Source organism: Gemmiger formicilis (genome assembly GCF_016900095.1).
Classification (GTDB): Bacteria; Bacillota; Clostridia; order Oscillospirales; family Ruminococcaceae; genus Gemmiger; species Gemmiger formicilis_A.
The window spans coordinates 1-23,983 of record NZ_JACJJP010000030.1 but is presented as its reverse complement, the minus strand read 5'-3'; the positions used below and the strand labels follow the sequence as shown (position 1 = coordinate 23,983).

Annotated in this window: 21 protein-coding genes; 14 read left to right on the top strand and 7 right to left on the bottom strand. The window is 62.3% G+C overall.

Annotated features, from left to right (window positions below):
- Window positions 1-146 precede the first annotated feature (146 nt).
- Window positions 147-1,973 carry a translational GTPase TypA gene (typA, locus tag H6B15_RS12495; RefSeq protein ID WP_204648336.1) on the top strand — a complete coding sequence of 609 codons (1,827 nt, stop codon included), beginning with the start codon at window positions 147-149 and terminating at the stop codon, window positions 1,971-1,973.
- 75 nt (window positions 1,974-2,048) lie between these two features.
- On the opposite strand, the gene H6B15_RS12490 is transcribed toward typA, so the two are convergent.
- Both H6B15_RS12490 and asnB read right to left on the bottom strand, forming a co-directional pair.
- Window positions 2,049-2,546 carry a GNAT family N-acetyltransferase gene (locus H6B15_RS12490; protein ID WP_204648335.1) on the bottom strand — a complete coding sequence of 166 codons (498 nt, stop codon included), beginning with the start codon at window positions 2,544-2,546 and terminating at the stop codon, window positions 2,049-2,051.
- A 20-nt stretch (window positions 2,547-2,566) separates the two neighbouring features.
- Window positions 2,567-4,147 carry an asparagine synthase B gene (gene asnB / locus H6B15_RS12485; RefSeq protein WP_430661844.1) on the bottom strand — a complete coding sequence of 527 codons (1,581 nt, stop codon included), beginning with the start codon at window positions 4,145-4,147 and terminating at the stop codon, window positions 2,567-2,569.
- 539 nt (window positions 4,148-4,686) lie between these two features.
- On the opposite strand from asnB, the gene H6B15_RS12480 reads away from it, so the two are divergent.
- Window positions 4,687-5,421 (top strand): ABC transporter ATP-binding protein, encoded by a 735-nt coding sequence (locus H6B15_RS12480; protein ID WP_204648334.1) that lies wholly within the window; start codon window positions 4,687-4,689, stop codon window positions 5,419-5,421.
- A gap of 3 nt (window positions 5,422-5,424) precedes the next feature.
- Window positions 5,425-6,345: a SufB/SufD family protein gene (locus H6B15_RS12475; protein WP_207751536.1), complete on the top strand. Its 921-nt coding sequence runs from the start codon at window positions 5,425-5,427 to the stop codon at window positions 6,343-6,345.
- A gap of 96 nt (window positions 6,346-6,441) precedes the next feature.
- Here H6B15_RS12475 and H6B15_RS12470 read toward each other — a convergent pair whose 3' ends face one another.
- A complete protein-coding gene (locus H6B15_RS12470) occupies window positions 6,442-7,635 on the bottom strand; it encodes an AI-2E family transporter (protein WP_204648333.1) in 1,194 nt (397 codons plus the stop codon).
- Between the two features lie 75 nt (window positions 7,636-7,710).
- Entirely contained in the window at window positions 7,711-8,868 is a 1,158-nt protein-coding gene (locus tag H6B15_RS12465; protein WP_204648332.1) for an AI-2E family transporter, read from the bottom strand.
- 124 nt (window positions 8,869-8,992) lie between these two features.
- Here H6B15_RS12465 and H6B15_RS12460 point away from each other — a divergent pair, with 124 nt between their 5' ends.
- From H6B15_RS12460 to H6B15_RS12450, 3 genes are all read left to right on the top strand, one after another.
- Complete coding sequence (locus H6B15_RS12460; protein WP_204648331.1) at window positions 8,993-9,448, top strand: DUF523 domain-containing protein; 456 nt, start codon at window positions 8,993-8,995, stop codon at window positions 9,446-9,448.
- Window positions 9,445-10,308 carry a patatin-like phospholipase family protein gene (locus H6B15_RS12455; RefSeq protein ID WP_204648330.1) on the top strand — a complete coding sequence of 288 codons (864 nt, stop codon included), beginning with the start codon at window positions 9,445-9,447 and terminating at the stop codon, window positions 10,306-10,308. The genes H6B15_RS12460 and H6B15_RS12455 overlap by 4 nt, the downstream gene beginning before the upstream one ends.
- A 223-nt stretch (window positions 10,309-10,531) precedes the next feature.
- Window positions 10,532-11,398: a C39 family peptidase gene (locus H6B15_RS12450; protein ID WP_204648329.1), complete on the top strand. Its 867-nt coding sequence runs from the start codon at window positions 10,532-10,534 to the stop codon at window positions 11,396-11,398.
- 49 nt (window positions 11,399-11,447) lie between these two features.
- On the opposite strand, the gene H6B15_RS12445 is transcribed toward H6B15_RS12450, so the two are convergent.
- On the bottom strand, window positions 11,448-13,694 hold the full coding sequence (locus H6B15_RS12445; protein WP_204648328.1) for a hydratase: 2,247 nt from the start codon (window positions 13,692-13,694) through the stop codon (window positions 11,448-11,450).
- Between the two features lie 367 nt (window positions 13,695-14,061).
- Between H6B15_RS12445 and H6B15_RS12440 the strand changes: the two genes are divergently transcribed.
- Window positions 14,062-15,435, top strand: a complete 1,374-nt coding sequence (locus H6B15_RS12440) for a citrate synthase (RefSeq protein WP_204648327.1) — start codon at window positions 14,062-14,064, stop codon at window positions 15,433-15,435.
- Between the two features lie 68 nt (window positions 15,436-15,503).
- Here the strand turns inward: H6B15_RS12440 and H6B15_RS12435 are convergent, their stop codons facing one another.
- Window positions 15,504-16,448 carry an AEC family transporter gene (locus H6B15_RS12435; protein ID WP_204648326.1) on the bottom strand — a complete coding sequence of 315 codons (945 nt, stop codon included), beginning with the start codon at window positions 16,446-16,448 and terminating at the stop codon, window positions 15,504-15,506.
- A gap of 165 nt (window positions 16,449-16,613) precedes the next feature.
- On the opposite strand from H6B15_RS12435, the gene H6B15_RS12430 reads away from it, so the two are divergent.
- On the top strand, window positions 16,614-17,990 hold the full coding sequence (locus tag H6B15_RS12430) for a uracil-xanthine permease family protein (RefSeq protein ID WP_204648325.1): 1,377 nt from the start codon (window positions 16,614-16,616) through the stop codon (window positions 17,988-17,990).
- A 29-nt stretch (window positions 17,991-18,019) separates the two neighbouring features.
- A complete protein-coding gene (locus H6B15_RS12425) occupies window positions 18,020-18,379 on the top strand; it encodes a hypothetical protein (RefSeq protein WP_204648324.1) in 360 nt (119 codons plus the stop codon).
- 66 nt (window positions 18,380-18,445) lie between these two features.
- Here H6B15_RS12425 and H6B15_RS12420 read toward each other — a convergent pair whose 3' ends face one another.
- Entirely contained in the window at window positions 18,446-18,733 is a 288-nt protein-coding gene (locus tag H6B15_RS12420; protein WP_204648323.1) for a hypothetical protein, read from the bottom strand.
- Between the two features lie 119 nt (window positions 18,734-18,852).
- On the opposite strand from H6B15_RS12420, the gene H6B15_RS12415 reads away from it, so the two are divergent.
- The 5 genes from H6B15_RS12415 (at window position 18,853) to H6B15_RS12395 (ending at window position 23,876) form a co-directional block, all read left to right on the top strand.
- Entirely contained in the window at window positions 18,853-19,857 is a 1,005-nt protein-coding gene (locus tag H6B15_RS12415; protein ID WP_204648322.1) for a nucleoid-associated protein, read from the top strand.
- 78 nt (window positions 19,858-19,935) lie between these two features.
- A complete protein-coding gene (locus H6B15_RS12410; RefSeq protein WP_204648321.1) occupies window positions 19,936-21,138 on the top strand; it encodes an LL-diaminopimelate aminotransferase in 1,203 nt (400 codons plus the stop codon).
- A gap of 69 nt (window positions 21,139-21,207) precedes the next feature.
- Window positions 21,208-21,618, top strand: coding sequence for a pyridoxamine 5'-phosphate oxidase family protein (locus tag H6B15_RS12405; RefSeq protein WP_204648320.1), 411 nt, complete (start codon window positions 21,208-21,210; stop codon window positions 21,616-21,618).
- Between the two features lie 121 nt (window positions 21,619-21,739).
- Window positions 21,740-22,297 (top strand): sigma-70 family RNA polymerase sigma factor, encoded by a 558-nt coding sequence (locus H6B15_RS12400; protein WP_204648319.1) that lies wholly within the window; start codon window positions 21,740-21,742, stop codon window positions 22,295-22,297.
- A complete protein-coding gene (locus H6B15_RS12395) occupies window positions 22,290-23,876 on the top strand; it encodes a hypothetical protein (RefSeq protein ID WP_204648318.1) in 1,587 nt (528 codons plus the stop codon). The genes H6B15_RS12400 and H6B15_RS12395 overlap by 8 nt, the downstream gene beginning before the upstream one ends.
- The last annotated feature ends 107 nt before the right edge of the window (window positions 23,877-23,983 follow it).

Below are 23,983 nucleotides of genomic sequence, written 5' to 3'. Positions count from 1 at the left end.
TGTTATGATTATAACATGCTAAAATCTTTTTTGCGATTCTTGACAACAAACGCGTTCTGACGTACAATTAAAATGTATATGCATGGGGTAGGATTTGCCCGCCTCCATGCTGGATTTGTGAAAGACGAAAAAGAGGGATACGATTCATGATTCGGGAAAATCTTCGCAACATTGCCATTATCGCGCACGTTGACCATGGCAAGACCACCCTGGTCGACCAGATGCTGAAGCAGTCCGGCGCTTTCCGCGCCAACCAGCAGGTGGCGGAGCGCGTGATGGACTCCGGCGATATCGAACGGGAGCGCGGCATCACCATTCTGGCCAAGAACTGCTCCTGCGTGTATGAAGGCGTGAAAATCAACATCGTGGACACCCCGGGCCACGCCGACTTCGGCGGCGAGGTGGAACGCGTGCTGAAGATGGTCAACGGCGTTCTGCTGCTGGTGGACGCTGCCGAAGGCTGCATGCCCCAGACCCGTTTTGTTCTGCAGAAGGCCCTGCAGCAGAACCTGTCCCTGGTCATCGCGGTGAACAAGATCGACCGTCCCGACGCCCGCATTGCGGAAGTCATCGACGAAATTCTGGAACTGCTGATGGACCTGGGCGCCACCGACGAACAGCTGGACAGCCCCATGGTGTTCTGCTCCGGCCGCAACGGCACCGCCAGCTACGACTGGACCAAGCCGGAAGAGGGCAAGGACCTCAAGCCCCTGTTCGACACCATTCTGAAGTACGTCACCCCGCCGGAAGGCGAGCCCGACGCTCCCATGCAGATGCTGGTGTCCAGCGTGGACTACAACGAGTTTGTGGGCCGTATGGGCGTGGGCCGCGTGCAGAACGGCGTGATCAAGGTGGGCCAGAGCGTGCAGGTGTGCGACTGGCACAACCCCGACGTGCATATGTCCGGCCGCATCACCAAGCTGTTCGACTTCAAGGCCAACGGCCGTGAGCCCATCGAGCAGGCCGAGGCCGGCGATATCGTGGCCTTTGCCGGTCTGCCGGATATCTCCATCGGCAACACCCTGTGCGATCCCAGCAAGGTGCAGCCCCTGCCCTTTGTGAAGATCAACGACCCCACCGTGGAGATGACCTTCAGCGTCAACGACTCTCCCTTTGCGGGCAAGGAAGGCAAGTACGTCACCTCCCGCCAGATCCGTGACCGCCTGAACCGCGAACTGCTGAAGGACGTGGCCCTGCGGGTGGAAGATTCCGCCACTACCGATTCCTTCCGGGTCATGGGCCGCGGCGAAATGCACCTGTCCATCCTCATCGAGACCATGCGCCGGGAAGGCTACGAACTGCAGGTTTCTCCCCCGCACGTTCTGACCCATGAGGAAGACGGCAAAACCATGGAACCCATGGAGCGTGTCGTCATCGACGTGCCCGAAACCTACCAGGGTGCGGTCATGACCGCTCTGGGCGCCCGCAAGGCCATCCTGATGAACATGCAGATGATGAACAGCCGTTCCCGCCTGGAGTTCCGCATGCCCAGCCGCGGCCTGTTCGGCTATCGCAGCCAGTTCCTCACCGATACCCACGGCGAAGGCATCATGAACACCATCTTTGACGGATACGAAGAATGGTGCGGCGACATCTCCACCCGGTCCACCGGCTCCCTGATCAGCTTTGAGACCGGCGACGCCGTGACCTACGGCCTGTTCAACGCCCAGCAGCGCGGCACCCTGCTGGTCACCCCCGGCGAGAAGGTCTACGCCGGCGAAGTGGTGGGCTACACCCCCACCGGCGAGGACATCACCGTCAACGTCTGCAAGACCAAGCACCTGACCAACACCCGTGCTTCCGGCAGCGACGACGCCCTGCGCCTGGTGCCGGTTTCCAAGTTCAGCCTGGAAGCCTGCCTGGAATTCCTGGCTCCCGACGAACTGCTGGAAGTCACCCCCGAAAACCTGCGCATCCGCAAGCGCATTCTGGACCACGACCTGCGCATGAAGGCCGCCAGCAAGAAGAAGTAATCCTTCGGCTGTCCGCCGCCTGAGATAAACAAAACCGCCGCCCGCAAGCAGTTGCCTTGCGGGCGGCGATCTTTTTTATTCGGATTTCCGGGCCGGACGGTGGTAGGCCAGACGGGGGCTGCCGTTGGCCAGCAGGATGCGCCCGCAGTGGGTGAAGCCGTTCCTGGCCAGCAGGTCCTGCATCACATGGTTGTCGGCGTGGGTGTCGATGCGCAGGTCCAGCCCCTTGGCGGCGCAGAAGGCAAAGCAGGCCGCGGCCACCCCCTTGGCCTTGCCGTTGGCGGCCAGGCGATGGATGGTAAGGTAGGGCGCGTCGCTGGGCCAGGCGCCGTCATAAATGACTTTGTAGGTGGGTTCCTCCCCCGGAATGGCGCAGAAGGTTCCCACGGCCTCCCCCTCTTCTTCCACCAGGTAGCAGACGCCCCGGGCGATCTCCTCTTCCATCAGCGCCGACCCGGGGTAACCTTCCCGCCACTGGTGGGGGTTGCCGGTGCGCACCATAAAGGCTTTGGCGGCTTTGAAGATGTCCAGCAGGACCGGCAGGTCCCGGGGTGTGGCGGGGCGGATGGTCATGAAACAGGCTCCTTACAGAATTATTTGCCGGAATCGCCGTAGTTCTTCAGCACACGGGCGCTGGGGTCGTCCACGTCGCAGCCCGGCCATGCCTTGTTGGGCATCCAGAAGTCCACGATCATGCCGGCCTGGCCGGGATAGTACTTTTCAAACAGTTCCCGGTAGAGCAGGCTCTCCTTGGTGAAGGGACGGCAATAGGTGTAGCGGCCGGCGCGCTCGGCAAATTCTCGGTCGGTGTATTTTTCCTCGGCGTACTCCTTGAGGATATCCACCATGGAGTGGCCCACCGCATCGGAGAAGGCGGCTTTTTCACGCCAGAGGATGTTTTCGGGCAGCCAGTCGCCCTCAAAGGCCTTGCGCAGCAGATACTTGCCCTTGCCGTAGGTGTTCAGCTTGCGGGCGGGGTCGATGGACATGACATACTTCACGAAATCCAGGTCGCCGAAGGGCACCCGGGCTTCCAGGCTGTTGACGCTGATGGAGCGGTCCGCCCGGAGCACGTCGTACATATACAGCTCCCGCACCCGCTTCTGGCTTTCGGCCTGGAAGGCGGCGGCGCTGGGGGCGTAGTCGGTGTATTTGTAGCCGAAGAGCTCATCGCTGATCTCGCCGGTGAGCAGCACCCGGATGTCAGTGTGCTGGTGGATATACTTGCAGACCAGATACATGCCCACCGACGCACGGATGGTGGTGATGTCCCAGGTGCCCAGCATGGCCACCACCTCTTCCAGAGAGTCGAGGACGGTGTCCTTGTCGATGATGACGTCGGTGTGGTCGGCCCCCAGGTACTCGGCGGTCTGGCGGGCGTATTTCAGGTCGATGGCGTCACCGCTCATGCCGATGGCAAAGGTGCGGATGGGCTTGCCCAGCTTTTTGGCCGCAATGGCGCAGACCAGGCTGGAATCCAGCCCGCCGGAGAGCAGGAAGCCCACGGGGGTGTCGGCATCCAGCCGCTTTTCCACGCCCGCAATGAGCTTTTCCCGGATGTTTTTCAGGATGGTGGGCATATCGTCCCGGTTGTAGGCGGGGGTGTCGGCGATATCACAGTACCGCACAAACCGGCCGTTGCAGTAGTAGCTGCCAATGGGGAAAGGATAAATCTTCTTGCACAGCCCCACCAGGTTCTTGGCCTCGGAGGCAAAAGCGATGGCGCCGCTGTCGCTATAGCCGTAGAACAGCGGCCGGATGCCGATGGGGTCCCGGGCGGCGATGAGCCACTTTCTGCGGGCGTCATACAGCACCATGGCAAACTCCGCATCCAGGTGGCGGAACATGTCCAGGCCGTACTTTTCGTACAAAGGCAGGATGATCTCGCAGTCGGAATCCGACCGGAAGGTGTAGCCCTCGGCTTCCAGTTCGGCCCGCACCGGGCGGAACCCGTACAGTTCGCCGTTGCACACCACCAGACTGCCGTCCCGCTCAAAGGGCTGCATACCCTCGGGGGTGACGCCCATGATGGCCAGACGCCCGAAGCCCAGGTACCCGAACTCGGTTTCCAGCACCCGGTGGTCGTCCGGACCGCGGGAGGCGGTACGCAGCAGATACGCGGTAAACTGTTCGCGGGTCATATCATGCCCCGCATAGCCCATAACACAACACATTTGGCAGCACTCCTTTTCTTGCCGTATGGACGAATGGCAAAAAAATTGACAGCCCACTCGTCCCGACTTTTTAGGACGAATCGCTGTCTTGATCCGCGGTGCCACCTAAATTACCGCATGCCAACCAAAGCATACGGTCCCTTTCCGTATACGTTCACCTTTGAAACGCTGCCGCTGTAACGCGCGGCCTGCGGCGCCCATACTGCCCCTTGACGGGGGTTCCGTTTGCAGCTCGCGGGTGTTCTTTCCTGCCCCGGCATCGTCCCGGCTTGCAGCATCTGCCAGGCTCTCTGTGCGGTGCGGTTGGGGCGGTACTTTTCCCGTTCAACGCTTTTTACACGTTTATGGTAGCACCGGATTCCGGCTATGTCAAGAAATTTTCCCGCCGTTTTGTGGGGTTGCACAAAAAAGCGTTTTTTTAATTCCTAGCATTTTGCAAGGAAATAGCTTGTACTTTCGGCGTCGGCATGGTATAGTATTAGCCGTAACAAAACTTACCAACAATGGGTAACAAACCCATTTTGATTCGGAGGAAACCCATGCTTGAACTGAAACACGTCGGCTACGAGACCGACGATAACAAGGAGATCCTGCATGATGTAAGCCTGACGGTGAAGGACCGCTTTGTGGCCATCACCGGCCCCAACGGCGGCGGCAAGTCCACCCTGGCCAAGATCATTGCGGGCATTTATCAGCCCACCTCCGGCCAGATTCTGCTGGACGGGGTGGATATCACCAACATGAGCATCACCGAGCGCGCCAACCTGGGTGTGAGCTACGCCTTCCAGCAGCCGGTGCGGTTCAAGGGGCTGCGGGTCAAGGACCTGCTGAGCCTGGCCGCCGGCAAGAACACCAGCGTGAACGAGGCCTGCTCCTACCTGAGCGAGGTGGGCCTGTGCGCCCGGGATTACATCGACCGCGAAGTGAACGCCAGCCTGTCCGGCGGCGAGCTCAAGCGCATCGAGATCGCCATGGTGCTGGCCCGGGGCACCAAGCTGTCCATCTTTGACGAACCGGAAGCGGGCATCGATCTGTGGAGCTTCCAGAACCTGATCCGGGTGTTTGAGAAGATGTACGAGCAGACCAAGGGCAACATTCTGATCATCAGCCATCAGGAGCGCATCCTGAACATTGCCGACACCATTGTGGTCATCAAGGACGGCCAGGTGGCCCGCACCGGCCCCCGTGCCGAGCTGCTGCCTGCCCTGCTGGGCAGCGCCGACGCCGCCAATCCGGCCTGCGATGTCCTGACCAGCAAGATCGAGGGGGTGTAAACCATGATCGACGCCATTGAAAAGAACCTGCTGCACGAAGTGGCAGAACTGGATGCCCTGCCGGTGGGGGCGTACAACATCCGCGCCAACGGTAAGCTGGAAAGCCGGAACACCACCGCCAACATTGATATTGTCACCAAGACCGACAAGCCGGGCATCGACATCTTCATCAAGCCGGGCACCAAGAACGAGAGCGTGCACATTCCGGTGATCATCAGCCAGACCGGCCTGACCGATCTGGTGTACAACGACTTCCACATCGGTGAAGGGGCCGACGTGACCATCATTGCCGGGTGTGGCATCCACAACTGCGGCGGCGGCAACGCCCAGCACGACGGCATCCACACCTTCTTCCTGGACAAGGGCGCCAAGCTGCGCTATGTGGAAAAGCATTACGGCGAGGGCGACGGCCGGGGGAAGCAGATCATGAACCCCACCACCATCGTCCACCTGGCCGAAGGGGCTTCCATGGAGATGGAAACCACCCAGATTGCCGGCATCGACGATACCATCCGCAAGACTTCCGGTGATCTGGCCGAGGGCGCTTCCCTGGTCATCCGGGAGAAGATCATGACGGTGGGCGACCAGCACGCCGTCACCGACTTTGTGGTGGACCTGAACGGCGAAGGCTGCTCCGCCAACGTGATCTCCCGCAGCGTGGCCAAGGACCACAGCGTGCAGGAGTTCAAGAGCTACATCAACGGCAACGCCGCCTGCGCCGGTCACAGCGAGTGTGACGCCATCATCATGGACAACGCCAAGGTCATTGCCACCCCGGGCCTGATCGCCAACAACATTGATGCCAGCCTGATTCACGAAGCCGCCATCGGCAAGATCGCCGGCGAGCAGCTGACCAAGCTGATGACCCTGGGTCTGACCGAGCAGGAAGCCGAAGAGCAGATCGTCAACGGGTTCCTGAAATAATCCCATAGACAAAACGTCCCCGCTTTCCACAGAAAGCGGGGATTTTGTGGAAAAAGAGGCCGTTTTCCTTTTGGAAGCGGCCTCTTTTGCTTGGTTTTACACGGTGGCGGTCTCTTTTTCCTCCGCTTGTTGCTCTGCGGCGTCCGGGGTCCGGTCCAGGTCCCGGGCGGTCACGCCCCGGCGGTCCAGCACCCAGTAGATCAGCCCCCGCAGCAGCCCGTAGACGGTGATAAAGGCCGGAACCCCCAGCACCATGCCCACCGGTCCCATGAGGGTACCGCCCACCACCACGGCGAACAGCACCCAGAAGGCGGATACCCCCACCGAGCGTCCCAGCACCCGGGGCGCAATGACACGGCTGTCCAGCTGCTGCAGGATCACCAGAAGAATCAAAAACACCAGCGCCTGCAGCGGGTCCACGAACAGTAGAATCAACAAGCCGGGAACGGCCCCGATGTAGGCACCAAACATGGGAACCAGGGCGCAGAAGCCCACCAATACGCTGATCAGCGGGGCAAAGCTGAGTCCCAGCAGGCTCATGGCCGCGAACAGCAGCACACCGATGATGACGGCGTCGAAGATCTTGCCGAAGAAAAATTCCGAGAAATTGCGGTTGGCATAGCTGCAGATGGAGAGCAGGTCATCGGCCTGCTTTTGGGGCAGAACAGCCCGCACGATCATCCGCATCTGGCGCAGCAGATGGGCCTTGTCGGCCAGCATGTACACACTGCCCGCCACCACGATCACAAAGTGCAGGGCGTAGGAAGCCACGTTGCTCAGATACCCGGCCAGCTGGGGGGTGACCCCCTTCACCAGCTCATAGATATTGCTCATAAGCCGCTCGTAGTCGTCCAAAAGATCGATGATCGGGTTGAGGTCCACCGCATACCGCTGCTGGACAAACAGAAGGGCTTTCTGGGTGTTTTCCACGTACCCGGGCAGATTTTTGAACAAGGTGGTCACGCTGGCCCCCACCTTTGGCAGCACCTGCCAGGCCAGCAGCATAACGGCCAGCGCCGCCAGCACATAGGCCGCCAGGATGGCCACCCATCGCAGCGCCGGGCGGTCCCGGAACAGGTAATGATGGATGGGCCGCACCAGTGTATCCAGCACATAGGCCAGAATCAGGGCCCCTGCAAAGGGCGAAATCACCCGCAGCATGGCGCCGATCCATCCCAGAAATACCGCCAGATGGACCATTATGGCATAAAAAATCCCGCAGAGCAGGGCCATTCCCAGCCAATCCCGGATGGTCTGTGGCTTCTGATCCAGCCAATGTTTTGCATTCATGGGGCATGCTCCTGTCTTTTCAGTCAGGCGGCGGGAACCGTCCCGCCGTAGGGCAAATGAAGATGTTTATATTCCTTATACCGGGTCGTGTCCGGGCAGCGGCGTTTCGCCGCCGGTTTCGGGGTCCAGACCACGGGCGGTGAGCCCGGCGCCCACAGCCTGCTTGAGCAGCGCAGCCACCACGGCCATGACCGGCACGCCAATGACCATGCCGGCAATGCCGAACAAGCCGCCGCCCACAATGATGGCCACCAGCACCCACAGCCCGGAAATACCGGTGGCGCCGCCCAGGATGCGGGGCGCGATGAAGTTGCCGTCAATCTGCTGGATGACCAGAATCAGGATGCAGAAGATGAGCGCCTGCAGGGGTTCGCCGCTGAGCAGAAGCAGCAGGGCGCTGGGCACCGCGCCGATGTACGGCCCGGCGATGGGAATGATGTTGGTCACCGCCACCAGCACGGCGATCATGGGGGCATAGTTCAGGCGCAGGATAAGCATGGCCACGAAGGTTTCACAGCCCACCAGCAAGGCGTCCAGCAGCTGGCCGCCGATGTAGCTGCTGAAGGTGCGGTTGGCCAGCTGGAACACCGAGAAGATGTTGGCGGCCGCCCGGGGCGGGAACATGGCCCGCAGCAGAGCCCGGCAGGCCCGCAGCAGGGGTTCCTTTTCAGCCAGAAGGTAGATGCTGGCCGCCAGGGCCACCACGAAGTTCAGCAGCTGGCCGGCCGCCTGCCCGGCCGCCCCCGCCACCACCGGCATGCTGGTTTTGAGGAATTCCTGGATGGCATCCCCGTATCCTTCCAGAAAGTCGGTGATCTTCTGGGTGGCGGTCGTGTCGATATTGGCGTCGGTCATAAGGGTTTCCAGGCTTGTGGCCGCATTCTGCAGATAGCCCGGCAGCGCGTTGGCAAAGGTGGTGATGCTCTGGAACAGCTGGGGAACCACCAACCCCACCAACGCCGCCACCACAGCCAGAAAGGACAGATACGCCAGCACAATGGCGGGGCCGCGCTTGCCGTGGCAGAGTTTTTCGGCATAAAATCGGGTGGGAATGTCCAGCACATAGGCCAGCATGATGCCCCCCGCAAAGGGAGACAGCGCCCCCACAAAGGCCATGACGCCCCCCGCCGCGTTGGGCAGGGCGTTTACCACCAGCCAGATCAGAGCGGCGGCGGTGATCAGATGCAGCCAGTCCCGTGTGGTGGACGGGACCCGGTCAAGCCAATTTTTCATTGTATCCTCCTCAGGAAAGCGTATTCTTATGCGCGATATGCTTTGATTATTCTATCCATTTTATGCTATAATACCGTACGTGTTTATCATACCACAGCCCGGCTTGTACAGAAAGAGAGATTTTATGAACATTCTGGTAAGTGCCTGCCTTTTGGGGGCATGCTGCAAGTATTCCGGCGGCAGCAACCGCTGCCCCGCCCTGCTGGAAGCCCTACGCGCCGGCGGGCACACCGCCGTGCCAATCTGTCCGGAAATCTACGGCGGCCTGCCCACGCCCCGGCCCCCGGCCGAACGCCGGGGCGACCGGGTGGTGACCGAGACGGGCGCCGACGTGACCGCCCAGTACCGCAAGGGCGCCGCCGAGGCCCTGGCCATGGCGGAACTGAACGGATGCCGGGCGGCCATCCTGAAGGCCAACAGTCCCAGCTGCGGCTGCGGTACCATCTATGACGGCAGTTTTTCCCACCGGAAGGTGCCCGGGGACGGGGTGGCCGCCCAGGCTCTGAAGGCGGCGGGTATTGCTGTGTACACCGAAGAGAATTTCGAGCAGCTTTTGCCCGGGGAGGCGCAACATTCATGAAAGAAACCAAGTATAATCTTGGCCTTGTGCTGGAAGGCGGCGCGGTGCGGGGCATCTACACCGCCGGCGTGCTGGACGTGCTGATGGAAAACGGCGTGCAGGCCGACATGGTCATCGGCACATCGGCCGGGTGCATCCACGGCTGCAACTATGTGTCCGGCCAGGCAGGACGCAGCATCCGGTATTACCGCAAATACCGCAATGACCGGCATTTCATGGGATTCTATTCCCTTTTGACCACCGGCGAGGTGGTGGGGCGCAAATTCTGCTATGAGGATATTCCCCTGTACCTGGACCCCTTTGACGAGAAGGCCTTCGAGGCGTCCCCCGTGGACTTTTACGTCACCGTGACCAACCTGAACACCGGCCGGGCCGAGCATATCCTGTGCGAAAATCTGCGTCTGGACGACAAGATGAACCTGCTGCGGGGCGGCGCTTCCATGCCGCTGTGCTCCCATGCGGTGGAATACGGCGGCCAGCTGTATCTGGACGGCGGCGTCGCCGACAGCATTCCCTACCAGGCCGCCGGGGACCTGGGCTGCCAGCGCCGTCTGGTGGTGCTGACCCAGCCCGCCGGGTATCTGAAACAGCCCGCCAACATGCTGCCGTTCCAGGCCATGTACCGCCGCTATCCCCGCTTTGTGCAGGCCATGGCCGACCGCGCCCGGATGTACAATGCCCAGGTGTGCCAGGTGGAACAGGCCGCCAAGACCGGGGAAGCTTTCCTGATCCGGCCCAGCAAGGCCCTGAAGGTGGGCCGGATGGAGCACGACATGGACCGCATCAACGCCCAGTACGAGCTGGGCCGCACCGATGCTTTGGCCGCTCTGCCCGCCCTGCGCCACTGGCTGGAAGGCTGACACCCTGTCTACATAGACGAAAGAAGTCGGATATTTTTGGCGTAGTTGCCCATTTTGGGGCAACTACGCCTTTTGTTTTTCCCCTGACAGAAAATCACAAGAATTGCGCAAGAAGATCGTCACGGTTCGGGCAGGGGATGCACAATTTTTTCTGTCTGCCTCGTGGTATACTCGGGACACAGCGGCGCAAGGCCGCCACTTTTGGTTACCCGGAGGTACTGTCATGCCTGCTCGCTCTTCTTATTCCGCTTATTCCACCCGCCGCCGCAAAGCCGTTCGCCGCCGGGCCAGGCGGCGACAGGCGCGCGGGATACTGTGTCTGTGCGCCCTGGCCGTGATGGGCACTCTGTGGGCCGCGGGCCTGCCCGGGCGGCGGATTCCCGAAGCTGCGGCGGCCGCCCCGGTGCAGGCGGCGAGTGCAGTCCCCTCCCCCGCCGGGGACGAGGAAACCCGACGGGCCGCCATCCTGGCCGACACTGGCGGTACCTGGCCCGAAAGTCTGCGGGAACTGCTGGAACGCCACCCCGACGCCCTGGACTTTGTGGAAGGCTACCCCGACCACAAGGACGACGTCCCCGCCGACAGCATCGGAACGGTGGAGGCCGGGACCTTTCCCCTGCTGCTGCAATGGGACCCCCGCTGGGGCTATGTCCGCTACGGGGACGACCTGCTGGCCATGACCGGATGCGGGCCCACCTGTCTGGCCATGGCGGCCGCCGGGCTGACCGGGGACGACACCATCACCCCCGCTGCGGTGGCCGACCGGGCCCAACGGGACGGATACTGGGTGGACGGGGTGACCAGCTGGGCCCTGATGACCGACGGCTGTGCGGCCTGGGGCCTGGCGAGCGAGGAACTGCCCCTGAGTGAATCCACCGTGACCGAAGCCCTGGAGGAGGGACGGCCGATCATCTGCAGCGTGCGGCCGGGAGACTTTACCACCACCGGGCATTTCATCCTGCTGGCCGGGGTGGAAGACGGAGATATCCGGGTCAACGACCCCAACAGCCCCCAGAACAGTGCCCGCAACTGGACCTACGACGAACTGGAACCGCAGATCCGCAACCTGTGGGCCTTTTCCCTTTCCTGAACGCAAAAAGCCCCCGGCGCATGGCGCCGGGGGCTTGCTGTTATGGGAATCAGTTGTGCTTGTAGTAGTTGATCAGGCAGCCGTCGGCCAGGATCTGGCGTTCGGCGTCGGTGAGGGCGCCCAGGCGCAGGGTGATGGCCTTGACCTCGCCGGAAGGCAGCACCGCGTAGCCGGGGATGGTGTCATCCTTGTCCAGCAGGGCTTTGCGCACGCCGGGCAGGAAGACGTAACCGTCCAGGGGCAGGGCCTCGGGGTCGGTGGTCAGGAAGGGCAGCATGCCCCAGTTGATGCAGTTGGAGCGATACCGCTTGGTGGCGTACTCCAGGGCAAAGTTGGCCGCACCGCCCAGCACCCGCTGGCAGCTGGCCGCCTGTTCCCGGGCGGAACCGTCGCCGGGCTTGTTGGCGAAGATGGCGGAGCCGATGTTGGTGTTGGCTTCATCCACCGCGCAGCCGGCGGCCTTCAGGGCGTCGTACACGGCAGCGATCCCGGCAGGCAGACTGCCGGCGCGCCGGGCGTCGTCGTCCGCCTTCACGGCCTTGGCTCGGCCCACATAAGCCGGGTCCTTGCGGGAGAGGGTAAACTCTGCCAGGCGCAGAGGATTGGAGCGGAAGGAAGAGGTCTCGCCGGAAGGAATCAGCTCGTCGGTGGTGGTAACGGGGTCGGTGATATGGCTGACGATGCGCAGCAGCAGGTCGTCGGACAGGGCGGGCTGTTCCGGCCAGTCCTTGATGTTGGGACCGAAGCGCAGTTCATGGTCCGGCTCGGCATGGCCCCAGCCGTTGTAGACACGCTTGTCGTACACGCCCTTGTCAAAGTGGTAGGGCGGGGCCACAAAGTCGTCGTGGACCACCTCGCTGGCAGCGGTCAGCACGCCGCCGGCCGCCGCAGTGGCCGCAATGCTGCGGGCATCCATGAGGGCCACGCCGGAGATCTGGCCTTCGCCGGGCTTGGAGCCTTCCCGGTTGGGGAAGTTGCGGGTGGTGTGGCGGATGGAAAACTCCCCGTTGGCGGGGGTGTCGCCGGCGCCGAAGCAGGGACCGCAGAAGCTTTCGCGGAAGATGCCGCCCGCCGACACGATGTCGGCCACGGCGCCGTTCTTGACCAGTTCCAGATAGGTGGGCATGCTGTCCGGGTAGGCGCTGAACTTGAACTGTCCGTTGCCGCAGCTCTTGCCGCGCAGGATGTCGGCCACGGCGCACAGGCTCTCGTAGGTGCCGCCGCTGCAGCCCGCCACGATGCCCTGGTCCACATGGATCTGGCCGTCCTTGCCGATCTTACCCACCAGGTCCATATGGACCTTGCCGGACAGCTGTTCGTTGGCCCGGTCCTCCGCCTGCTTGAGGATGGTGTAGGGGTCTTCCTTCAGGGCGCGGATGGGATAGGCGTAGCTGGGGTGCATGGGCAGAGCGATCATGCATTCCACGGTGGACAGGTCCAGCTCGATGCAGCCGTCGTAGTAGGCCACATCCGCCGGGGACAGCTGACGGTAATCGTCGGCCCGGCCGCGGATGGCCAGGTATTCCTCGGTGACCGCGTCGGTCTGCCAGATGCTGGACCAGCAGGTGGTCTCGGTGGTCATGCAGTCGATGGCGTTGCGGCAGTCGGCGGACAGAGACGCCACGCCGGGGCCCACAAACTCCATGACCTTGTTCTTCACATAGCCGTTTTCATAGGTGGCCCCCACCAGGGCCAGGGCCACGTCGTGGGGACCCACGCCGGGGTTCAGCTTGCCGGTAAGGTAGACGGCCACCACGCCGGGGCGGGCCATATCATAGGTGCGGCCCACCAGCTGCTTGGCCAGCTCGCCGCCGCCTTCGCCCACCGCCATGGTGCCCAGGGCGCCGTAGCGGGTGTGGGAGTCGGAACCCAGGATCATCTTGCCGCAGCCGGCCATCATCTCCCGGTTATAGCTGTGGATGACCGCCATGCAGGGGGGCACGTAGATGCCGCCGTACTTGTGGGCGGCGGACAGGGCGAACTGGTGGTCGTCCTCATTGATGGTGCCGCCCACGGCGCACAGGCTGTTGTGGCAGTTGGTCAGCACGTAGGGCAGGGGGAACTTTTCCATGCCGGACGCCCGGGCGGTCTGGATGATGCCCACGTAGGTGATGTCGTGGCTGGTCATGGAATCGAACTTCAGGCGCAGGTCGTTCATATCCGGCGCGGTGTTGTGGGCTTTCAGGATGCCGTAGGCGATGGTGCCCTCGGCGGCTTTCTCCTTGGTGATGCCGGCGGGTGCGGTGTCGGTCAGCTTGCCGTTGACCAGATACACCCCGTTCTGATGCAGTTTCATGCGTACCTCCGTTTCCTGTAGGCGGCGCGGGGCCCGCGGGCCGCCGTCGCCGGTGTTTTTGTGTATTTTCAGGTAGGACCGGGCGGCAAACGGCGCCGCACGGTCATTTATTTTATAAGCCTGTTCTTTGAGTATACCCATTTTCCCGGTCCTTGTCAACGAATCTTTTTAATGTTATCCCCGCCAAAGCGGGATGTAAACTTAATAAAATAAAGTTAGTTTTCGGCGTTCGATTTCTTAATTTAAGAAAAGCACTTGACGGCCGGCCTGTTATCCTATAAAATTATATCAAGCGGCACTTTTGTGTGGTAAAGTGCCGTACCCGGCATGTCCTTGTGCATGCCTGTAATAGAGGAGGCGTGAGACGATGTACTATCCCGACGTACCGGCCCTGGAGCCGGAGGACATCCAGCTGTTGTGCGGTGAATATCTGGCCCACAACGCTCACCTTGACCCCCGCGAGGCGGACCGCCTGGGCGTCAAGCGCGGTTTGCGCAACCCGGACGGCACCGGCGTACTGGCCGGCATTACCAATGTTTCCAGCGTGGTGGGCTATGACAAGCTGCCCGACGGCACGGTCAAACCCATTCCCGGCCGGCTGATCTACCGCGGCATCGACATTGACACCCTGGTGGCCGAAGCCGACGCCCACGACCGCTTCATGTTCGAGGAGGCCGTCTGGCTGCTGCTGTTCGGCAGCCTGCCCAACGCCGAACAGTTTGCCCGGTTCCGCAAGCTGCTGGAAACCCATCGGGAGCTGCCCCGCGGCTTTGCGGACGACATGATTCTGAACTCCCCTTCCCCCAACATCATGAACAAGATTGCCCGCAGCGTGCTGGCCATGTACAGTTACGACGAACACGCCGAGGACACCTCTTTGCCCAACATCCTGCGCCAGAGCATCAACCTGATTGCCGAGATGCCCACCATGATGGTCAACGCGTATCAGATCAAGCGCCGGGTGTATGACCGCAGCAGCATGTACTTCCACCTGCCCACCCCGGGCCAGAGCACCGCCGAACACATTCTGTCCACCTACCGGGCGGACCAGAAGTTCACCCACGAGGAAGCCCGTCTGCTGGATCTGTGCCTGCTGGTCCACGCCGACCACGGCGGCGGCAACTGCTCCACCTTTACCTGCCGCGTGCTGTCCAGCTCCGGCACCGACACCTATGCGGCCATCTCGGCGGCCATCGGCGCCCTGAAAGGCCCCAAGCACGGCGGCGCCAACCTGAAGGTCATGCAGCAGCTGGATTACATTCTGGAAAACGTGGCCAATCCCAAGGACGACGGCGAAGTGCGGGAGTTCCTGCGCAAGATCATGCGCAAGGAAGCCGGCGACGGCAGCGGGCTGATCTACGGCATGGGCCACGCCGTGTACACCCTCAGCGATCCCCGCGCCCAGATCCTCAAGACCCATGCCCGCCGCCTGGCCTATGCCAAGGGCTTTGACGAGGAATACGAGATGCTGTGCAGCATCGAGCGGCTGGCTCCCGAGGTCTTTGCGGAGGAGCACCCCAGCGGCAAGCGGGTGTGCGCCAACGTGGACCTGTTCAGCGGGCTGATCTACCGCATGCTGGGCATCAGCAACGATCTGTTCACCCCGCTGTTCGCCATTGCCCGTGTGCCGGGCTGGTGCGCCCACCGGGTAGAGGAAGTGGAGTTTGCCAACCGCATCATCCGCCCCGCCTACAAGTATGTGGGCCATGCCCAGGAGTACGTCACCCTGGACCAGCGCTGATCTCTTTCCCATTTTATACATCGAAAAAGCCGCCCCGGCCGGGGCGGCTTTTTTCTATGGTATTCTGGTCAGGCAATGTATCCGCCGCTGCGGAAAAGGAAAATCCAGGCGGTAAGGGTCAGGGCGGACAGCAGGGTGGTGACCACCGTGACGCTGGCGCTGAGCACCCCTTCGTGGCCCATGTTTTTGGCCATGATGTAGCTGGTGGGGGTGGTGGGGCTGCCCAGCATAATGAGAAGGGCCACCAGCTGTTCGTCCCGGAATCCCAGGGTCACCGCCACCGGCAGGAAGATGGCGCACAGGATGCCCACCTTGCACACCGAAGCGATGAGGGTGGGCAGGATCTTGCGCACCGCCTTGGCTCCTTCAAAGGAAGCGCCGATGGAAAGCAGGGCCAGCGGGCTGGTGAGGGAGGCCAGGCTGTCGAAGGTCTTGTTCACCAGGGTGGGCAGTTCAAAGGGCAGCAGACTGAGCACCGCCCCCGCCGCAATGCCGATGAGGATGGGGTTGGTGACGACCCCCTTCACCACCGCCCCGGGGCGCAGGGTCCCTTTGCGGGCGGGATTTTCCACCGTGAGAATGGTCACCGCAAAGATGTTGAACAGCGGCACACTGCCCAGGATCATCAGCGGGGCCGCCCCGGCGGTGCCGTAAATATTCTGGATGAAGGCCACCCCCAGAATGGCCGCGCTGCTGCGGTAGGACGCCTGGACGAACTCGCCCACCAGGGATTTGTCCCGCAGGAAGCGGTGGGCCAATGCCCAGATCACCAGAATGGACAGGATGGTGGCCCCGAAACAGAAGGCCACGAATCTGCCGTCAAAGTCGTGCACCAGGTCCACCGAGGCCATATCACACATCAGCATAATGGGCAGGGTGACCTTGAACACCAGCTTGTCGGCGGCAGAACAGAAAGCCGGGGGCAGAAAGCCCAGACGGCGCAGTACCCACCCCACCGCCATGACCAGAAAAACGGGCAGGGTAGCGTTGATGCTGAACACAAGATTTTCCATAAGGCAAAACCTTCTTTGATTGGTATTATCTTGTCTATCCTAGCATAACGGAAGGCCGAGGGCAAGGGCGGACTTGCAAGGGCGGGCACTTTCTGCTATGATGGAGCGGAGAATACCCGGCAGCCGTTGCGGGGCCATGTGAAAATTGAGGAGGATGTTTGTTCCATGAGTGAAGAAAAGAAACAGGCATCGCAGACGCCCGACCAGTCCCAGGGCGTTTACGATGCCATGACCCTGGGCAAGCCCCGGGTTCTGGTGCTGAGCTTGCAGCACATGTTCGCCATGTTCGGCGCCACGGTTCTGGTGCCCCTGACCACCGGTCTGAGTGTTTCCACCACCCTGCTGTGCGCCGGTCTGGGCACCCTGCTGTTCCACCTGATCACCCGCGGCAAGGTTCCCGCTTTCCTGGGTTCCTCGTTCGCCTATCTGGGCGGCTTTGCCATCGTGGCGCCCAAGCTGCTGGATGCCAACGGCCAGCAGACCGTTTCCAACACCGAAATGCTGCCCTATGCCTGCGCTGCCGTGGCCCTGAGCGGTCTGGTGTATGTGCTGTTCAGCCTGCTGATCACCGTGTTCGGCATCCGCCGTATCATGAAGCTGTTCCCGCCCGTGGTCACCGGTCCCATCATCATCGCCATCGGCCTGATCCTGGCGCCTTCCGCCATCACCAACTGCGAGACCAACTGGCTGCTGGCCTTTGTGGCCCTGGGTACCGTCATTGTCTGCAACATCTGGGGCAAGGGAATGGTCAAGATCCTGCCCATCCTGCTGGGCATCCTGGTGTCCTACGCGGTGGCCCTGGTCACCGGTGCGGTGGACTTTTCCACCGTGGCCGACGCCGCCTGGTTCGGCATTCCCCTGCATCCCCAGGCCATGGGCCTGTTCGCCATTGACGGCAGCCCCGAATTCATCAGCGCCGTGCTGACCATCGTGCCCATCGCCCTGGCCACCATGATGGAACACATCGGCGACATTGCTTCCATCAGCGCCACCGCCGGCAAGAACTTCATCCGGGATCCCGGCCTGAACCGCACCCTGATGGGCGACGGCCTGGCCACCACCATGGCCGGTCTGCTGGGCGGCCCCGCCAACACCACCTACGGTGAGAACACCGGCGTGCTGGCCCTGACCAAGATCTATGATCCCCTGGTCATCCGTCTGGCGGCCGTGTTTGCCCTGATCCTGAGCTTCAGCCCCAAGTTTGACGCCATCATCAATTCCATTCCCGCCGGCATCATCGGCGGCATCAGCTTTGTGCTGTACGGCATGATCTCCGCCATCGGCGTGCGCAACGTGGTGGAAAACCAGGTGGACTTCACCAACTCCCGCAACCTGATCATCGCCGCCGTCATCCTGGTCTGCGCCCTGGGCTTCAACTCGGTGGGCGGCCTGACCTTCGTGGTGGCCGGCGTGTCCATCAACCTGTCCGGTCTGGCCATCGCTGCCATTGCCGGCATCCTGCTCAACGCCCTGCTGCCCGGCAACACCTATGAGTTCGATGACGGCGCCGGCACCGGCGAGGGTGCCAGCCTGCGCATCTGATTTTCTGATTGTAAAAGGAGGTGGGCCCCATGCCCAGCCAGCTTTCCGCGGCGGACTTCCTGTCCCTGCGCATGCAGTACAAGAACACCCAGACGGCGGAGGAATGGCCCGCCGCCATCGAGCACGATTTTGCGGACGGCCGGATGGTGGACCATTACTTTGTGGTGCCCGCCCCTTCCCTGCTGGAAGACCCGGCGGTGAAGGACCTGGGTGAAGTGGTGGGGCTGCTGTTTTTGCAGCAGCCCGCCGGCGCGCCCTGGCAGGTGCTGCTCCATGAGAAAGCCATGATCCGGGATGTGACCTTCGAGATGCCGGAAGAGGAATTCCGCCGTCTTCTGCAAAACAACCATCTGATCCTGCCCGGGGAACCGGGATTTCAGATGCCGTAACCGCCATATGAACAGCAACAGGCCCCGCCGAAACGGCGGGGCCTGTTGCTTTGTCGGTGCGGCACTTTAATAAATGGCTTCTTCCCGCCATTTCATCAGGCGGCGCACCGTCTCGTCGTCCTCCACCCAGCCGTCCTCGCCCGGGCGGGCGCCGGGGGCGTAGCTCTGCATCACCCCGGGGCTGCTGCCGTCCAGAAAGGCTTTGGCGGCCTTCTGGCGGGAAGGCACGGTGCGGCGCAGATACTCGTCATACCGCGGGGTATGGGGCGGGGCGGCGGTGCCGGGGTCGGGCTGGGCGCCCCGCAGGTCGGTGGCCAGTCTGGGCGCGGCGGGACCGTAAGGTTCGCGTTTCATGGCGCGGTCACATCCTTTCCGCTCCTAGTTTGTGCCGCCGGGCGGGACGGTATCCCCTGTCCACCGGGGCCAAAATGTGGTATACTGGGCCCAGACACAAACAGAAAGGAACCCTCTGCATGGATATCAAACTGAATCAGGTCATCTTTCATCTGCTGGATTCGGGGGCTTCGGAACCGGTGCTGTCCGACCGCCCCATGGACATGGACGCCAACCTCTTCGAATATTTCACCCTCTGCCTGGAAAAGGCCTTTGCCAGCGACGACGGCAAGAACTGTCGGTTTCTGCCCGACTCCGCCTTCTTGCAGGAGATGCAGCACAACGACGACTTCATCGATCTGTCCCGCCGGATTGCCGGGGTGGTGTTTGAACAGCTGCTGCAATACCCGGACATTCCTTCGGGCGATCTGGCCATTGTGGATTTCAGCGTTCAGGGCGTGCCCTACTACGGCGTGCTCAAGCTGAACTACCGTCCCGGCTACACCCACGTGACCAACGTCATGGGCAACGGCCAGTGCAGCACCATCGCCCCCCAGCGCACCATCCTGCCCGGCAGCCCCAAGGCGGACGAGGCCGCCCTCATCGACCGGGCCAACCTGACCATCCGGCTGATCGAAAAGCGGTACACCCTGGACGACAAGAAGGACTTTTACCTGTCCACCCGGGTGTTCGGCTGCACCCAGGCCCTGCCGGAAAAGGAAAAGCTGAAGGCGGTTTGCGAAACCGCCGTGGCCGCCGTGCAGGCCGCCTACCCCGAGGCCGCCGACCTGGAGGATGTGCCCCCCTTTGACGGCGGCACCGAAACGGCGGTGGAACTGATGGTGCGCAACCAGGCGGTGGAGAACACCATTGCGGTGGAGGATGTGCGCGCCCGCATTGAGGAGCAGTATCCCCTGGCCGCCCCCGCCTTCGACGAGGCCCTGGCCGAGACCGGCGTGACCCCCACCGACCGGGTGACCGTCTCCCCCGCCCGGATGAAACGGCTGGAAAGCCGCAGCTTCAAGACCGAAAGCGGCATTGAAATCAAGATTCCCGCCGAGCTGTGCAACAGCGACGAGGCGGTGGAGTTCATCCACAGCGCCGGGGGCGGGCTTTCCATCCTGATCAAGGACGTTCTTGTGTAAAGCGCATTGCACCATACCGGGATTTGTGTTAAAATAAGTTCATTTATAAGCCTATTTTGCAGGGGGGAATTGAACAAAATGAAAGTCAACAAGCATTATGCGGAACTGGAAGAGAGCTATCTCTTCAGCACCATCGCCCATAAGGTGGCGGATTACCAGGCCGCTCATCCCGACAAGGACATCATCCGGCTGGGCATCGGCGACGTGACGCTGCCCCTGGCCAAGAGTGTGGTAAAGGCGCTGCACGAGGCCAGTGAGGAGCAGGGCCACAAGGAAACCTTCCACGGCTACATTCCCAGCGAGCAGGGCTACCCGTTCCTGCGGGAAGCCATCCAGAAATACTACGCCGGCCGCGGCGTGGAGCTGGACACCGCCGAGATCTTCATTTCCGACGGCGCCAAGAGCGACCTGGGCAACCTGCTGGACCTGTTTGACGTGGACAACACCGTACTGGTGCCCGACCCCGTCTATCCTGTTTATGTGGACGACAACGTCATGGCCGGCCGCCGCATCGCCTACATGCCCGCCAACGCGGACAACGGCTTCCTGCCCATGCCCAACGATTCCCTGAAGGGGGACATCGTCTATCTGTGCAGCCCCAACAACCCCACCGGCGCCACCTACACCGTGGACCAGCTGAAGGTCTGGGTGGACTGGGCCAAGGCCCACAAGGCGGTCATCCTGTTCGACGCCGCCTACGAGTGCTTTGTGAGCGAGCCGGGTCTGGCCCGCAGCATCTTTGAGGTGGAGGGCGCCAAGGAGTGCGCCATCGAGGTGTGCAGCTTCTCCAAGATTGCCGGCTTCACCGGCACCCGCTGCGGCTACACCGTGGTGCCCCAGGCCCTGGAGCGGGAAGGCATGAGCCTGAACAAGATGTGGCTGCGCCGTCAGACCACCAAGTTCAACGGCGTTGCCTACATCGTGCAGCGGGCAGCCGCCGCCGTCTTCACCGAGGAAGGCATGAAGGAAATCCAGGAGAACCTGGACTACTACCGCCGCAACGCCGCCGTCATCGGCGCCGCGCTGGACAAGGCGGGCGTATGGTACTGCGGCGGCAAGAACAGCCCCTACATCTGGCTGAAGTGCCCCGGCAACATGGGCAGCTGGCAGTTCTTTGACTGGCTGCTGGAAACCGCCGGCGTGGTGGGCACCCCCGGCGAGGGCTTCGGCGCCTGCGGCGAAGGGTATTTCCGCCTGACCGCCTTCGGCGACGCCGACCGCACCAAGGAAGCCGCCGACCGGATCCTGGCGGCCATCAAGACGCTTCCGTCCGGCTGCTGAACCACTTTTTTGCGGCATTTCGGCAACGCCGGTTCACCTTTTTCATCACATATACGGGGAGGGACCGTTATGCAGCCCAGTGAAGAAATTATGCAGTTTTTGAAGGACAATCCCACCTTCTATCTGGCTACGGTGGACGGATATCTGCCGCGGGTGCGTCCCATAGGGTTTGCCATGTGGTACAAGGACCATCTGTGCCTGGCCATCGGCAAGCACAAGGCAGCCTACAAGCAGCTGCTGGACAACACCAACCTGGAAATCTGCGCCGCCAACGACCGCGGCGAGTGGATGCGGATTCAGGGCACCGCCAACTTTGACAACAGCCCCGAAGCCCAGGCGGCCGCCTTCAAGACGGCGCCCCAGCTGCAGGACATCTACAATGACGAGAGCGGCCTGAAACTGGGTATCGTCTATCTGGATCATATCTCGGCCAAACTGTTCTCCATGTCCGGTGCGGTCAAGGATATCCTGAACTACTGAGTTTTCCGCTTTGTCCCCGTCCTTTGCAAAAAAAGGACGGGGATTTTTGTTTTTTCGTGTGACTTTTTGCCCCGGCGGGGCGTCTGGATGGATGAAGGGCCCAACAAAGGAGGAAACCAACTTGCACACTGTACAAGATCAAGAGATTCTGGCGCTGCTGTGCACCGACCCGCAGACCGGACTGGCCGCCCTGCTGGACAACTACGGCGCCATGGTCCACGGCATCGTGCGGCGGGTACTGCCCCAGGCCGACCAGGACGCCGAGGAATGTGTGGCCGACGTGCTGGTGGCTGCCTGGCAGAACGCTCCCCGGCTGCAGCGCGACGCCCGGAGCCTGAAAGGCTGGCTGTGCGTCACCGCCCGCAACACCGCCATCAGCCGGTGGCGGACCCTGCGCCGCCGGGGCACCGTGCCCCTGGACGAAGCCATTGCCGGAGACTGGCTGCTGACACCCCAGCCCACCGAGGCGGAGGAACGCATCCAGGTGTTGGTGCTGGAGCTGGAGGAACCGGACCGCACCATCTTTCTGCGGCGGTACTATCTGCTGGAACCCGCCCGGGAGATTGCCCGGCTGCTGCATATGACCGAGCACAACGTCAACGTGCGCTTGTCCCGCGGACGGGAGAAGCTGCGCCGGAGATTCACCGAAAGCGAAAGGGAGGAAACCCGCCATGCGTAAACCCGAATATTCCGATTCCGTGGCCGGCCGCCTGAGCGAAATGCCGGTGGCCCAGGCTCCCCTGCGCGCCGACCAGCGCGACCGCATCCTGGCCATGGCCTGCGAGAAGGCCGGGCTGGAGCCGGTGCAGGACGAGGAAGTTCCTGCCCCCGCGGTGCACAAGGCCCCCCGCCGTCCCCTGCGCAAGGTGGGTGTATTTGCGGCAGCTGTGGCCGCCGTGTGTGCCCTGTCCCTGGGGGTGGCGGCGGTGGGGCCCGCCCTGCTGCAGCTGGGCAAGGGGGATATCCATTTCTTCAACGACGCCCCCGACCCTGCCACCGCCGAAAACGCCCTGGACGCCCCTCACGGCAGCCTTTCCACCGCCGCCGAGGCCATGGCCGCCCACACCGTGACCATCGGCCAGACCTGCGAGAGCAACGGCCTTTCCATGACGCTGGAGAGCGTTTCCATGGACACCGCCGCCATGAACCTGTTCCTGACCATCCGCAAGGACAACCTGATCCCCGATCTGCTGAACCGCCCGGGGGGCAGCGACTATTTCGGCCAGAGCGACCTGAGCGCCCTGCTGGGGTGGATGCCCACCTTTGACGGGGATGCGGGGCAGGGTCCCCTCATCAACGGCCAGGCGGTCTGCTCGGCCAGCTATCAGGTGCAGGATTTCTACCGGGTGGATGACAACACCCTGCAGGTCTGGGTGCACTACACCCTCACCGATCTGCCCCAGGGTGACACCCTGACCGTCAACCTGGACGAATGCTACAATGCCCTGGGGGTGGACGGAAGCTGGTCCTTCACCTTCACCCTGGACGCCGCCCAGGTGCGGGCCCAGAGCCTGAGCGCCCAGCCCGGCATCTACGATATGGGGCAGACCTACACCGCAGACCTGGACGGCAAGGTCGTCCTGGATGCCCCCCTGCGCCTGCGGCGCCTGGCCTTCGGCCCGGTGGGCGGGGTGATGGTGGTGGACTTCGGGGACGACCCGGCCATGCTGGAACCGGACAACACCACCGTAACCGGCAGTACCGCAGGATTGTTCCCCGGTTTGCTCCTGATCACCGACAACACCGGCAAGGAACTGTATACCATCCATACCCATGGATACTACAGCAGCAACACACCCGAATCCTATGACGTGACCCCGCCCGCAGACGGCGCCACCGAGCTGACCCTGACCCCGGTGGTGCACAAGGGGGAATATGATCCCCAGGAACGCACCCTGACCACCCAGGAGATGAAAAACGGCGTCACCGTGGCCACCACCGATGTGAGCGGCTTCACCGTGCGCAACTATAAGGTGGAAAACGGCTCCATCAGCTACGAGCTGGTGCCCTACGGGTTGTCCAGTCCCACCGAAATCATTCCCGACGACGATGACCTGGTAACCATGATCAACGGACACAGTGCCATGTCCAGCGCCACCGTGGACCCCAAGACCGGCGTGTGGAGCTGCCGTCTGGACTACTACGCCGCCACCGACGAGGAGCTGAACTCCATTGCCACCTGGCGCTACTACTTTGAGTCCGGCTACGAGGCGGACACCGCCCACAGCCTGACCCTGCCCCTGCGTGCCGAAAACTGAGCCTTTGCTTCCTTGTCTCCAATCAAAACCACCCGTTGAACGGGTGGTTTGAACAGGCCCTATAAGGGCCTATCTCCTGTGGTCGCTCCCTAAAGGGAGCCCCGAAA